This window comes from Bradyrhizobium sp. 172, from assembly GCF_023101065.1.
In the GTDB taxonomy this organism is placed as follows: domain Bacteria; phylum Pseudomonadota; class Alphaproteobacteria; order Rhizobiales; family Xanthobacteraceae; genus Bradyrhizobium; species Bradyrhizobium canariense_D.
In genome coordinates this window covers 6,849,175-6,862,850 of the sequence record NZ_CP064701.1, presented here as the reverse complement: position 1 = coordinate 6,862,850, position 13,676 = coordinate 6,849,175, and the positions used below count along the sequence as shown (strand labels likewise).

At 58.5% G+C, this 13,676-nt stretch carries 12 protein-coding genes and 2 pseudogenes; 5 read left to right on the top strand and 9 right to left on the bottom strand.

The features are described from left to right. Window positions 1–7 precede the first annotated feature (7 nt). Window positions 8–1,468 carry a hypothetical protein gene (locus IVB07_RS32605; RefSeq protein WP_247767829.1) on the bottom strand — a complete coding sequence of 487 codons (1,461 nt, stop codon included), beginning with the start codon at window positions 1,466–1,468 and terminating at the stop codon, window positions 8–10. Between the two features lie 853 nt (window positions 1,469–2,321). Here IVB07_RS32605 and IVB07_RS32600 point away from each other — a divergent pair. Beyond that, window positions 2,322–2,623: pseudogene (locus IVB07_RS32600) on the top strand (ATP-binding cassette domain-containing protein); the annotation flags it as partial. Window positions 2,624–3,274: 651 nt separating this feature from the next. Here IVB07_RS32600 and nodU read toward each other — a convergent pair. The 7 genes and pseudogenes from nodU to IVB07_RS32565 form a co-directional block, all read right to left on the bottom strand. Continuing rightward, a complete protein-coding gene (gene nodU / locus IVB07_RS32595; protein WP_247767213.1) occupies window positions 3,275–4,987 on the bottom strand; it encodes a nodulation protein NodU in 1,713 nt (570 codons plus the stop codon). A gap of 900 nt (window positions 4,988–5,887) precedes the next feature. Beyond that, window positions 5,888–6,583: a hypothetical protein gene (locus IVB07_RS32590; protein ID WP_247282118.1), complete on the bottom strand. Its 696-nt coding sequence runs from the start codon at window positions 6,581–6,583 to the stop codon at window positions 5,888–5,890. 225 nt (window positions 6,584–6,808) lie between these two features. Continuing rightward, window positions 6,809–7,609: pseudogene (locus IVB07_RS32585) on the bottom strand (IS630 family transposase); the annotation flags it as partial. Between the two features lie 19 nt (window positions 7,610–7,628). Next, entirely contained in the window at window positions 7,629–7,862 is a 234-nt protein-coding gene (locus IVB07_RS32580; RefSeq protein WP_247371775.1) for an RES domain-containing protein, read from the bottom strand. 597 nt (window positions 7,863–8,459) lie between these two features. Further along, window positions 8,460–8,819, bottom strand: a complete 360-nt coding sequence (locus IVB07_RS32575; RefSeq protein ID WP_247767211.1) for a hypothetical protein — start codon at window positions 8,817–8,819, stop codon at window positions 8,460–8,462. Between the two features lie 216 nt (window positions 8,820–9,035). Further along, window positions 9,036–9,506, bottom strand: coding sequence for a hypothetical protein (locus tag IVB07_RS32570; protein WP_247452812.1), 471 nt, complete (start codon window positions 9,504–9,506; stop codon window positions 9,036–9,038). Window positions 9,507–10,129: 623 nt separating this feature from the next. Next, window positions 10,130–10,411 (bottom strand): helix-turn-helix transcriptional regulator, encoded by a 282-nt coding sequence (locus IVB07_RS32565; protein WP_247767210.1) that lies wholly within the window; start codon window positions 10,409–10,411, stop codon window positions 10,130–10,132. Between the two features lie 230 nt (window positions 10,412–10,641). Between IVB07_RS32565 and IVB07_RS32560 the strand changes: the two genes are divergently transcribed. Further along, window positions 10,642–10,815, top strand: a complete 174-nt coding sequence (locus IVB07_RS32560; protein ID WP_247455560.1) for a hypothetical protein — start codon at window positions 10,642–10,644, stop codon at window positions 10,813–10,815. A gap of 240 nt (window positions 10,816–11,055) precedes the next feature. Here the strand turns inward: IVB07_RS32560 and IVB07_RS32555 are convergent, their stop codons facing one another. Beyond that, window positions 11,056–11,367, bottom strand: a complete 312-nt coding sequence (locus IVB07_RS32555) for a hypothetical protein (RefSeq protein WP_247767844.1) — start codon at window positions 11,365–11,367, stop codon at window positions 11,056–11,058. Here IVB07_RS32555 and IVB07_RS32550 point away from each other — a divergent pair. The 3 genes from IVB07_RS32550 (at window position 11,305) to IVB07_RS40830 (ending at window position 13,672) form a co-directional block, all read left to right on the top strand. After that, a complete protein-coding gene (locus tag IVB07_RS32550; protein WP_247767207.1) occupies window positions 11,305–12,102 on the top strand; it encodes an ATP-binding cassette domain-containing protein in 798 nt (265 codons plus the stop codon). The genes IVB07_RS32555 and IVB07_RS32550 overlap by 63 nt on opposite strands. A 628-nt stretch (window positions 12,103–12,730) precedes the next feature. Then, a complete protein-coding gene (locus tag IVB07_RS32545) occupies window positions 12,731–13,003 on the top strand; it encodes a hypothetical protein (protein ID WP_247454876.1) in 273 nt (90 codons plus the stop codon). Between the two features lie 267 nt (window positions 13,004–13,270). Then, a complete protein-coding gene (locus IVB07_RS40830) occupies window positions 13,271–13,672 on the top strand; it encodes an MATE family efflux transporter (protein ID WP_346659451.1) in 402 nt (133 codons plus the stop codon). Window positions 13,673–13,676 lie beyond the last annotated feature (4 nt).

Here is a 13,676-nt window from a genome sequence, read left to right as displayed (position 1 = left end):
ACTGACCTCAAGCGCGGATGGATTGCATACAAGGAAGATCGGCGGTTAGTTTGCGTAAGTTCCTGTCCGCGCGCTGCTGTCCCGCCGGGGTTGGCATCTCGAATGTAAAAGGTGACAAATCGAAGTTCTCCAGTCTGCCGGGCAGCAACGATCCTAGCAGCGGGAAGGGCAGATACGTTGTCGTGGCTGCGTCGATCGATGCCGCGATATTACTTTCGATTAGTCTGAGAACGTGGGGTTCCATCTTATGGAAGAGCATGCTTTGAGCACGCTGCTTGGACGGCAATCGCTTCCAAACCTGCCAGAATGCGAGCTCATCTAGTGTGTCGATGCCCATGCCGTAGTAGTTCGGAGCTACTATAGGCGGCGAACCGATCGCCCAATGCACGGCTTTGGCTCCAGCGGTAAGGAGCATACTCGTTACTGCTTGACTGGTATCGCCGCGAATGAGGGCTTCGTCGACAACTATTATGCTGGCCTTAGCAAGGTCGGTGTCCGACACGCGGTATTTTCGAGCTATGCGAGATTTTCGTCCGCCAGGTGTGCCGATGAGAGTCCGCTGAAGAAGTGTCGTCGCGACCACTTCACGACGCTCGGCCAGCAGCCCGTATTCAGCGAGAGATGCAAACAGGCCATCGGCGTACGGGCCACCAGTATGCGGCATGGAGGAAACAATTGTGGGCGCAGGGCGCGCTTCCGCTTGCAGTCGCCGCGCAACGAGTGCCCCCAAGACGACCCCGATGTTGTAGCGGGTTTCGAGATGTGACTGGCCTTCGATCGACGTGTTCGGACTGCCCAAGTAGAGAGCTTCGTAGGTGCAGAGCGTGGCTTTATGTCGCCCGTTGCTCACCGAGTGATCAACGCTGCACCCCGTTTTCCCGTCCACATACTTTATGTGGCCTGGCAAGATTTGCTGCGTATCACCCTCTAGAGCGGCAAAGGCACAATTTTCAGAAGCAAAGAGCAAAAACCCGTCATCTGTTTGCATAGCCTCCAATGGTCGCAAACCGGTCCGATTGCGATATGCAACGAGGTTTCCGTCTCCGTCCAAAAAAAGCGCGCTGATAGCGCCATCGATACGATCATCAATCTCTCGAAAGACATTTTCGTAATTAGCGGCTAGACCGTGGCGCCAATAATCTCGTTCACAACAGCGTTCAATACACTTGAGCAAGAGCTCAGCATCTGTGTTGACGGTTGATCGTTGTTGCTTGGAAAGGAATTCTCGTCTGAGTTCACGAGCATTGACCAAAGCGCCGTCCAGAGAAACTGCCAAATGGCGCTGGGTGCTCCCATTATTGTGAATCGGCCGAATGTCACCGCCCTCACTGAGTTCGCTGCACCGGCTACGGACATGAGCGATCGCAACATGAGGCCGAAAGCTTCGATCTTGTTCGCTGGGTTCAATGCGCACTGAACCGCTTGATGATTGAAGCGCTCTCCCATATCGAAAACCTTGCTTGTGCATGAAAGCGGCAACCCCGACCCCCGCCTGCCCACGAAGTGCAAGTTTCGGAATCATGTGCTTGAGTCGATCATAAGCAGTCGATGGCGAATGGCTTGAGGGGCATAGAAAGGCTGCAGCAACGCCGGACATACCTTTACCCCTCGTGTTAAACGCCGATGTTCCGGCTGGCATCACAGGCGAATGTACTTAGCCGGAAGACGTGGCTCCGCTCCCTTTAAGCAAACGCCATACCAGTCCTCAGGCGACCCGGCTCGCGCTGACGGAACGACGCAATTCGAGAAGCTTAAACAATTGGGCTGCCCGGGATGAGTTTGCGTGTCCGTGTCCCGACATGCTGACCGAAGTGCGACGACTTCGTCCCAAAGCCGCCAAGCCCCGACGACTAGTCGGAGGCTCTCGTGCTCGCGATTGCTTCGAGGTAGTCATCTCACATGAACGAGCATGGCGAACTCGAGCCGCGCCAAGCCCGCCGAGGACTCATCCTGCAGGTCGAGGGTTGTGCCAGCTATAGTCGGCTGGCGAGGGCTGTAGGTACGAATGAGGGCGTGACCCTGGCGGCATCGATAGCCTCACTGTCACGCTTATCGCGAGCACGACAGCCGCTGCTCGTTCTCGATTATTCGGCCCTTGCGTGCTGCGCAGGAGGTGAACACGGCCGTCGCGGCACGTCGATAATGTGGTAGCTGGCCCTGAAGCGATCCGGACAGGAGCAAGAGCCGGCACCGTCTCGATATGTAAGCGGTTCCTAGCGCTCCCGCCGCAGGTAAACGGTAGGATCGGAAGCCGGTCACGCGTAACCGGGCGGACGGTCCCAACAATTTGCAAGCCTCTTCGACCGGACGAACACCGCTTCGATCAGCCGGGTGGGAGGCTTTCGGGCGGCGAGCGTAAGGTCCTGGCGATCGGTGCGCACTATTGGGAAATCCAAAACTGCTGCTGCTGGACGAACCGACCGAGGGAGTTGGGATCGGCGTGATCGAGGAGATCACCAACCGCCTAATTGAGCTCGCCAAGGAGATTGCGGTAATCATCATCGAGCAGCGCCCTTGGTCCCGCATGCACGTGGCGAACCACGTATATGAGCTCAATCTCGGCCACATCGCGCTGCGGGGTGCGGCAGGCGATGTCCGCGGTAATCCGAAACTTCTGCGCTAGCTCGCATCTTAAGTTTCTGGCACCAGCTCTGGATAGTCCTGTTTGAGTGGTTGCTCAAGAAGCCGGATTTTAGGGAGCAGACGAGCGTCTGGCATACCAATCGCAAGGAAGGAGGAAGAGTTGTCTGAGCCAGGCGAGAGCGCGGCCGAAGCTGCCGCCTACGGCTGAGAGGACGACGTTGGCGGCACCGCCGGGACGGCCTAGCGGCGACTGAGGTGACCGTGGGCCTTTATGTGTCCGATTCGATCATGGGTGGGATGGCGGTGCCGACCGTGCAGGTTGCGCCTGATGACGTCGAAGACGCGGCGCAGTTCTCGCCGTAAACCGAAGCGATCTCGATGCCGATCCAATCCAGTCGAAGTTGCCGACAAGCAGAACCGGGCGTGCTTCACGGACACGATCTGAACCCGATCGCAGCCGTAACAGGCCATTCGATCCTGTCGGCTTGTGCATCTTCGGCCGCATCGGTCCCTTCAATGCAACATCCTCAGGCGGTGCCATGCCGACGACCACGCAATTGTGCGTCCGCCCGCACCGATCTTTGGCCGGAGCACTCTTCCGCAACCATATCGACTTGCTCGACATGATGTCGCTACTCTGGAGATGCGTTCATCTTCGGGCGAGACGCGCCTTCGGACGCCAATCGCTCGTTTATGGAGCTTTCGTCCACAGTATGCCGTCGCCCCATACGTGCTCAACGCGTCCCCACTCGCAAGCCGCTGCGACATCCGGGAAGAACCCATGTCCATGCTGATTGGCACTCGTATTGCAAAGCAGCGGGATGCCCGTGAGCCTTTCGTATTCGACGAGAAGCTCGGCGACTTTGTGCTGAGAGGTCCTGCAAATCGTCTGCAACCGCGCAGATCCGTCGAGATGTACAACGGCCGGGATTTTGTCCCGCCACTCTGTTCGTGTCTGGTGATCGAAAAGCATGTAAGGGTCCGGCGTTCCGGGATTAAAAATATCTGGCGCACGATCCTCTAGGCATATCGGCGCCACTGGTCGGAAGTGTTCACGAAGTTTGATGTCGTTGAGATGATCCTTCATTTGCGCTGAAGTCGCGGCTGCAAGAATGCTTCTGCTGCCCAATGCCCGCGGTCCAAGCTCGGCGGGGCCTGCAAGGAAGATCACGGGCTGGTTGCTGGCCAGAATGGTTGCAAGTTCATGCATACTGCACGGCGCAGCCTCCCAATCGGGCGGCACATCGCTAGGCTGCAGGGCTGGACCACTATATACCGACCATTCCAGCGGCACGAAGCCTTTGTCCGCTACCATTGCGCAGCAAGCCGCACCGATCGCCGAGCCACTGTCATTCGGAAAAGGGGGTACCCAGACAGCATCGAACAGGCCTGACGCACGTAGTGCACTGTTCCATTTGATGTTAAGACCGCAGCCGCCGGCTATGCACAAATTGCGCGACGCAAAACACGCATGCCGCTGCAAAGCATTCGTCATTTCGCCGATTAGCAGGCGCTCGAGGAAGCAATGAAACGATGCGAGCACATCTTGAGGTGCCGTGGCCTTCAACCGAAGCGTACTGGCATCGAAGAAGTCACGTACATTCGCAAGCGCCGATCCCATGCTCTCGATGTCCGTACGGAAAGCGGAAAGCTTCGTGTCCGCCGGAAAGCGCTCTTGGTAGAGTTCCTCAAAGACCGCGACGATGGTTTCACTAACACGCCCGAGGGCGATATAGGCCATCAGCTTGCCGGCAATGCCCAGGTTGAGCTTGCCGGCACCGCCTGGGTCCAGCTTGCCGGGATCGGCTAGATCCCAGCTTGCGCGGTTCGCTTGCTTGTAGGGTCCATAGTGAAGGCCCGCGGCCGCGTAGACGTGTCCAATAAGCGGGAATAGCGATTCGAGGAATCGTGCGCCCCCGCGTTCTATATGATAGAGACGCGGAAAGGTGCCGCCGTCCCACACGAGGCAAAAAGCGGGCTGTCCCGCCTTGGCAAAGGGGCTGGTGCAGTATGCGGAAGCCAGATGGGCTGTGACGTGCGGATAGCTCCTATAAGGAAAATCTCTGCCGTCGAGCCTGAGGCCAAGACCGTCGCGCGAGGTGAGAAGGCCCTCTGCATGGCGTTCAACATACGGCGCCCCTTTGAGAGTGATAGGTGTCGTTCCGCTGAGGACCTGGAATTGCGATTCCACTTTCCCTGCCCAGCCGTCGATGACGAACTGATCAACTTGCTGCGGATCTAGACCGTGTTCCGCCAAGGCGAGGACGATTGCATCAAGGTTGCCGATCGACTGATAACGCGGATTATTGCTCCGCTTCTCCTGCTCGCCGCAAAAAACAAGCCGGTTGTCCTCGACAAGAGCGATCGCTCCGTCGTGCGTCAGCTTGATACCGCAGATGCGCATAGTGCCTCCATATTTAACCCGGAAATTCGAGTGATTTGAAGATCAAGTCGGAGTCCGAGAGCATGCGAGCAAGCGGTCGTCGTGGCCGACTCATGTCCTGGGACTGCTCGTGTTCGATCTTGATCAACGTGTCATTCCGTATGTCGACGACTCGTTCGGCATCGGCAGCATGAGATAGCGCGGAGATCTGATTCTTAGATGCCGCGCGTAGCGCAGTGCATGATTTGCGCCAACCGCAATCGGAGCAAGCCAGCAGCAGACAGTCGAAGCATGTCGCCGATTTTCCTCATAGGTAATCTCGCTCGTGGCGTTTGCAGCGGATTCCCGGATCATGCGACGGGGCCCGTACACCCGTCTACAGGCCGGTCGCGATCGGCCGGAATGGGTGGTCTCGATCAATCGGAATGCCTGGTCGGCGTTCGGTATACACAGGTCGAAGTGGAGAGAGTGCCGCACGCGATCCCTGGACGGGCTGGAGGTGCGCTTTAAGTCTCCAATTGTCCGTCATCAGCGGCGCACCTGTCGAGTCCGTGTCGCTGCGCCGGCGAGTTCATCGTATTGCTCGGGCGTTGAAGCCGGCAAAGAATCAGGTTGTACCTTCGGAAATTCTTGTCGAACAGATGCGGCGATGGTCGATTAAGTCGTAGCCCTCCCCCGCGGCATTCAACTCCAAAGACTTGGTCGTCCAAAACGAGTTCGAGCGGCAGCGTCGCGCGACAGCAACATCAATGAGAAGCCCCCGAGGTACTCAGGTTAGCGAAACAATCACACCTATCGCCATTTTCAACGCATTCACATTCCTGAGATGCAGGTTTGGAGTTTTGGAGTTCTCACCTGCGCTAGCGAAAACAGCCGCCCAGATAGGCAACTTGATGGCCCGAAGGTTCAGTTGACTCCTTATTACTTTCCAAATCCCACCATCTTCATGGTCCAGCGGTTGACGCCCCCCTTGTCGTTGCGGTGGATGAACATCTTCCTAATTGTGGTCTCGAGGTTTCTGCGTTCAATCGCGGTCAGAAACGGAATGTCAAGCTGACGCGTCTGGGTGAACTTCTCCACTACCGTCTCAGTTGAATTGCAGGGCGGCAATCGTGCGGCAATCGCGTGCGTGGTATGAAGATCCTCGATAAAGTAAAAACCGCCAGGCTCGACGATGGGAAACAGCTTCGCTAGAGCAAGCTGCTGGTGGTAAGCTGCGTGTGAAGCATCCTCGATAATGATCCTTACAGGCGGGAGCGAACTCGCAAGGCGTTCCAAGGCTACCGCATCGCCCATGTCAAGGCGCTCGAAACGGAACCGATCCATCTTAAAGGCGCTGAAGTCAGCAATGTCGCAGCCGACGATCTCAGCTTTGGGAAAGAACTCTAACCACATTTTGATAGACGGAATATCGTCAACCTTTCGACCAACGAGTAAATCTGGATCGAGAGAGCCGTTCCCGTGCTGTAATCCAATCTCGACCATTGTGAAGGGTTCGTGGCGGAACTCCTCGAACAGAAAAGAGTAGAAGCCGGTGTAGCCATGGGTGTCGCCGACCTCATCACCCTTGTCGCTTCCGAGGGCATTTGCTCGTTTCGTCAAATTTGGGACGCTCATTAACACCACCTCTTTCTGACAGGGGCATCACACGACGGGATGTCCCTTCATAAGTTCAAAGAGCGTGCCAAACGGGCGCACTGATATCCATTGCTAATTCCCATTTGGCGCGTGTCGCGGGTAGGACGGGGTGTCGCGACTCCGACAATTCGTCGCGATGCTCCATCTCGCTTCTTTTGCGCGTCGCCGTTTTGATGAAGGCTAAACAGCGCGCTGCGCTACTTGCGTGAAATGAAATTGCACATTGGGGTGGGCCTTGAGCCAGTGCTCGTTCTTCAGCTTTCGGCCCGGAAAGGCCGCGGGGACGCTTTTCATGAAGCCGAGAAACTCGACGCGGAGACTGCGTTGAATGAGCCGCGATGATCTTCCGGTGGCGACTTCAAGCGCCGCAAACAATGTTGTGGTGCCATCGCGCCTATAATCGTGGCTCTGGCCGGTCAAGGCGCGGCCATTGGGCAACTTCAGATACCCTGCGCTCGCTCCAAGGCCTGGATCGAGGGCTTCTCGTCGACGCATAGCACATGGCCTTCGCGGGCGGGGCGACGTAGAGGCCAACAACATCGGCGGCTTTGGCGGTAAAATTCGCGTCGTTGCTCTCGCACCAGGCCTTGCGAGCCGCGAGGTCCATCTTGTGGCTGCGCAGGAAGCGCCAGACATATTGGACGTCAACATCGCCCAGCGCCTCGGCCAGTACACGGCCGCTCCAGCGCGCAAACCCTTGCGGAGGCAGCTTGTCCAGCAGCTTCGGAATCCGCTAGTGGGTGGCCTTCGTATAGATCGGCTGCTTGCCCGGACGCGGATTGTCTTGCAGCTCTTCAAGGCGATGATCGGCATGGTGGTGCCGCCAAACGCTGACAATCCGCGGCTGGACTCCGACTTCTTTCGAGCGGGTGCTACGCCATCCGCCGCCAATAGAACTGTCCGCGCCCGCTTCAAATCGCGCTGCAACGTCACCGGCGAGCGACAACACGCCTCAAGCACCTTGCGATCTTTCCGCGAAAGGTGGACTTCTCTTGCTTCGATCATCCATATCTTGAATCGCGACTCACGAGCCAAGAAAAGTGGGTACTAGCAAGAATGGCGAGACCAGCTTGCGCGGGTTTCGCAATTCGATCGCCTTATTTTGCGAAGGGCAGAATCGGCAGCGCATGCGACCTCGCCGGTATGAGGGCGAACCCTCGGCTAGTGCAGTTTCGGGCAATGAGCCAAGATAGAAGTAGGGAATGCCGGGCGGATTGGCTCGGCCGTGTGCCGCCAATCGCCTCGGCGGCGCGCCCATTTAGGCATGCCGTCAGCGCGAACGCGCGCTGGACTTGTCGTCGTTCCGAGCGCTACCGGAATTGGTGCTGTTGCGGACGCCATTCGGCAAGGCCGTGGTGCTGGTGCCGTGTGCGCCTGCGAGACCGCTGCTCGCGGTATTGGAGGAAGCGGATCGCCAATTGCTGGAAGGGGCGCGGCGTGTTCAGTGCGCGCACCTCAATGGCCGGCGGGCTTGGCGGCCCAAGGTGTTTGCTGACGGCACGATACGGAAGATTCATGCGTGACTGCGGCGCGGCAATCAGAATGGAAGTGCGTACGACACGCAATCCGATGCGCAGGCTTGGGGCCAAGCACTTCGACAGCGTGTTGTGTAGAAGGCCCGCTTCAGCGCCATCGACGCAAGCGGCTCGCTGGCTTCGTCAGGACCAATAGGCGTCATCCTCGGTGGCCAGGATGTCCCGCTTCCGTGCGATCTCGCGACGGCGCCCGCGCTCGTAATCCTCGCCCTCGGACTCTAGTATGGTCGGAGGCGCGAAAACGCGCGCGCCGTCCGGCCGCGGCCGCCTTGTCGAACGGCCCGCAAGCAGTCCTTCCCCCGCCATCGGCCGCCGACCAGCTAGAGCTTAGCCAAATGTGCGTACGACTTCATGCCATGGCAGGTGGCCGCTTCGACGAAGACTTTGTCTCCGGCTGCCAGATCGAACTGAGTGCCAGCGCTATCCCATGCCGCGCTCCATAGATAATGGAGTTTGTCCGGATTCGCCACGAAATCCTGCCTGGCGAAACAGGTTCGCCAGTTGCGCCCGGTGTTCTGAAGCACCCGAGTGGGACAGATACTCCACGTAGTCGGAAATATCGGCCGTTGAAAAGTGATCGCCGCGTACATGTGGCGGCGCGCACCTTTGGAGACGTTTTGAAAATCTCGCAGCAGACAGTCATTCCAGTCGATGATAGGCAAGGAGGCCACAACGAGCATGGAGCCTTTCGGAAAATCGCGCAAAGATCGTGCGTAGATTTCCGATGATGCGCCTTTACGGGTGGCCGGTAGAAGCGTGGTAAGTTTTCCGACAGCCTGTCACTTTCGCCCATTGTACCCGATTTTACTCATCTATGGAATTCACCGATCTGATACCTGGTTTCAACCCCGTCTAGATGTGAGCACGCGCCGACCTGTCCTGGCTGCCGAATGTTTTCACTTAGAAACTGACCCCCGATGGGTCAACTCCGGCCAACGCTCTATTGCCGACTTCTCTGGAGTGCCGATCCGCTGGCAGACCGGGCTGGTCTGCTTCCTCCCACGAATCAGGCCGCTCCTGGATAAGTCCAGCAGCGGCCTCTTTTTGGCTTCCGGCCAATGCGGGCCCGGCACTTCCTCGGGCGAGACCGTGATGAGGCACACCGGTTGAAGCCGCTCGGCGGGCAGCCGTCGTTCGGAACTTTGCGCGAACTGGCCCGCGTCGTCGGCAGCGACTGTGCCATCGAGATCGACACGAACGCTACCCTGGGGCCGTGTGAGGCGGCCGCCAAAAGCATAAGACGGGATGGCTTCTTCGAAGCAGCCTGCGGAAGAACTGCAAATCAGTCCCGGGGGCCGACTGAACGCGTAGGGCGCCGCGAGCAAATCCTGGATGCTGCCGAACGGCATTTGTGAGAGCGCGGCCAAGCGGCCTCAACTCTACGCGAGATTGCCACTCGTACGATGTGCATCACGCAAGTGAGAAGGCTTCACGAGCCCGCGCGGTCCTCTAGCTGGATTCTCTGGCTTGCGCACAGAACTATCTTAACTTGATACGAGTGCTTCAATTGCGTGCAGAGAGCCCATTTCAGCGGAGATGGCGCGCGCAGCGTCAATGATCAATTGGCCAAGTTGCGAATGCTCCGGCCCGCGGAGAAGCGGGTGCATCGCCGATCGTCTTCGGCCTTCAGATCGCTATCGAGGCGCGGTAGTCGCGGGGCTCGAAGTGACACGGCTACCATTGGTACTTTCAGGAGACGGGCTCCGACTTCCAGGGCTAGATCATCACGCGAGCCTGGGGGCCGGGCGACCGCATCGTCGCTGAGGCCAGCCGCTCAAACGAAAGCGCTCGCAGCCACTTGCGTCTATGTGGGCCGGGCGGTTCGAGCAGGGTCACCACAGCGGGATTGGGTCGAAACTTCCGCCCGCTGATGTATTGCCCGGTAGCTTCGGCGAATCTCTCCTGCGTGAAGCCTTCCGCTTCCGCAGCCTTTCAAAATTCCGATACACCAAATTGCGAATGTTTTCCGCGAACCAATGCGAGCAGCGCGCTATTTCTTCCTGTGATGTGAACGAGCCGGCTTGCGACCTTTGGGCAAAGTCTCATAGAACGTTGCTCCTTTGGGCGGTTGGACAAAGAACTCCGACAAATGGACACCGAGTGTTTCAGCGACCCGATCGAGCAGATCGATTGATGGATTCGCGTCTTGCCTCTCAACAGCGCCCATATATGAGCGGTCAGTATTCGAATCGTAAGCCAATTGCTCCTGCGAAATACCGCGATCCACGCGGATCCGCCGCACATTCCAAGCCACAATCGCACGAGCTTTCATGCGCCAAAGCAGCCATTTGGCAGGCAATCAAACCACTGGCTATAACCCGTCTATTGTCTCGAGTTCGACAAAAGATAGCGAACTTGCAGCGTGAGCTTACATGAATGAGCGAATGAGCCGGCGTTGGACCTAGATGTCGGGCACGCGGCGCCGAATGAATGGGTGCTGACTTCCCATGAGGAACAGCATCTGTTGACTTACTGGCGACGATGGCGCCAACCGGGAAGGGGTTGCTTGGATCGAATGGCTTCTCGCCGGCCCTGCAGCCCCGGTTCACCTTCGGCGGCAGCAACGGCGTGGCGATCCTGGAAAGCGCCTGCAAGGAGGTAGGAGTCCCGGCGACGATCCGCGTCGACCAGAGCAGTGAGGTCGTGTCGCGCTATTTTGAGCTTGGCCTGGGCTAGCGGCGCGGCCACGCCGGCTTTCATGTGTAGTCAGCGCACTCGTATGAGGCTGTGGGCACCACGCACTCTCTGCCCTGCACGGAGTATGTCGGCACCTCTTGGTGGCGAAAACGTGGCGAACTCAGACACCGCGGTGTGCAGGACCGGATAAAGGCCCTAAAGGCATTGCGAGCCACGAGGGTCGGATAGTGCTGCCAGTTCTCACGAAATACATCACAAAAATAAGCGCATTCGATCGCATTATTTGATGTTGCCGTCGCATCCATAGTGCCCACGCTTGCAACTAGCTGGTGCCAAAGTTCTGCTCCACACTGTCAATCCACGCATCCTGATCGCCGACGGGCCGACCACGGCTCTCGACGTCACTGTGCAGGCACAGGTGCTGGGATTGCTGGAAGAGAGGAAGAGAGCAAGGTTCGGGGCAACGCGCTCATCTTCATCAGCCATGATCTGGCGGTGGTCTCCCGGATAGCTGACGAGGTCTTGGTCATGCATGAAGGCGAGGTCCTTGAGCACGGATCGGCAGACCAAGTCTTCCAGGAGCTGCAGCACGCCTATACCCCCCAGCTTCTGGATGCAGTGCCATCTGCTCGCCCGCGAGGCTCTCGTCTATCGTTATTGCCCGCTGCACGGCCGCCGCGGCCGCAGTCACGCTCTCTGGAGCAATTACCCGCGCAATTGCCATCGACATTGCCTCCGGTCGTGCTCAGCGCGACAAACCTTGTGAAGCGGTTCAAAGGGCCAGATGGCGTGCCGCGGACAATCGTCGACGATGTCTCCTTTGAGCTGCGATCTGGCGAGACTCTGGGCGTCGTCGGCGAGTCCGGGTCTGGGAAGTCGACGATGGCACGAATGGCGCTGGCGCTCGAGCTACCCGACGGCGGGGCCGTTCTGTTTCAAGGTCAGGCCTGGACCACGGTCACTGATCGCGAGCGCAGGACGTGGCGCCGGGCTGTCACGGTTATTTACCAAGATCCCCTCAGCTCCTTTGATCCTCGCTGGACTGTGGGACGCATCATATCCGATAGACTCGCCAATGACGTGTTGACCAGGGGCGAGCGTGATGCACGCGTCGTCCCGCTCCTTGACCTGGTGGGACTATCTTCAGCGTTCCTGGATCGCCAACCGCTTGAACTCTCGGGCGGTCAGCGCCAGCGCGTTGCGATCGCCCGCGCGATTGCTCCAAGGCCCGCCGTGATCGTCTGTGATGAACCGGGTCTCAGCGCTCGACGCCCTAATCCAGGCACAAGTGCTGAACCTGCTTGCCGATCTGAAGGCGCATCTTAACATGAACATCTTCATTTCGCATGATCTCGGCTTTGTCCGCCATCTCAGCGATCGCGTCATCGTCATGCGCAAGGGCGCGTCGTCGAGACCGGCACCAGGGACGAGATATTCCTCAATCCGAGTACCGACTACACCAGAGGCTTGATCGCCGCAGTCCCAAGTCTTGCGCGCGGCGGGCTGGCCAATCGTTCATTCAGCCGCTCTAAGAAGACGCTCATAAGTGCGCTCATTCCCGATCCTGTGATGAAGGCCGTTTCGACGAACGGGCCACGGCCTTTGGCGATTGAAAACGCGTCGAAGCCATACCCTGCTCAGGCAAGCGACGCCTTTGTCTTGCGCGCAGCGATTATTGCCACCCGAGTCGAGAGTTCAGTCTAGCCGATTTGCGGCGCTGGCGAGCTCGGAGGGTTGTCATATCGGCATCCGTCTATTCGGATTCCTGGTGGATTTGCGGGATGTCTGCGGGCTTTGGGCTCGTCTTTGATGCTGACCGTGGGATTTGCGACATGTTGTCGGAGGAGGACACGCCCGCCAAAGGCAAATAGCCATTACAAATCAAGCTATCGCAGTTGGCACGAGCCTTAAAAAGGAGCTGTCATCCAGCATGGCATGCTCAAGGAATGTAGTGATGGCTCAGAAGATCATAGCCTCTCAGTTCACGTATGCGTCGCGTGCGATTGCGACTCCCGAGCGCCACTGTCCGACTCAGTGCGCGCTCGCGCACGCTTTCGCCAAGGTGATCGACCAAGCCTCGATTGCGGTCCACGCCCGCACCTATCGCGGTGCCGATGACCGCCAGCCACCTGCCGCCTTTGCGCTTAAAATGCGACTCGATGCGCTGGCGGAGGCGCTGATGAAGCCGCGCATCAGCGCACGAGCAGTCGCCAAACCACAGGGTTAACGGTAAGCCCAGGCCGATGCGCGCCTCCTCTGTGAGGCGCAGCTGCCCGGCCGGACTGATCCCGCATGGGCAGGAGATCGCGACTTCAGGGCGAAAAAGAGCATCATCTCGGCGGAACAAGAGTCGTTTGCGGCCGGGGCAAACAAGTAGTTAGATTTCCATGGGCAAAATAATCGAAGCACAACCGGTATCAGTTTTGCGGCAGGGCACGAGACGGGCGGCTGGCCAACACTTCAAGATCGAGCTCAACGAAACTGTGAAGCTCGCGTGGCCGATGGTGTTGACCCAGCTTGCGCAGGTCGCGATGATGACGGCGGATCTTGGGCCTTCATCGGGCACATCGGGCCTGAGGCACTCGCTGCGGCCGCCCTGGCCGTCACGCTCTATCTCGTCAGCTTCACCTTTGGCGCGGGCCTGGTGGCGCCGATCGCACCTTTGGCGGCGCGGGCGTATGGGGCCGGGAATCTAGCTATGGTTCAGCGCGCACTGCGCACGGGCCTATGGATGGCGCTGTTACTATCGTTCCCGATCGTAGCGTTTGTGTTTCGTGGAGAGCAAATCCTACTCGCTTTTCGTCAGGCTCCAGACGCGGCGCGGCTCGCCCAGCAATATCTGTTCGGACTGGCCTTGTGGCGTAGTGCCGGCGCTATGGCTGCAGGCCATCCGTAATTTC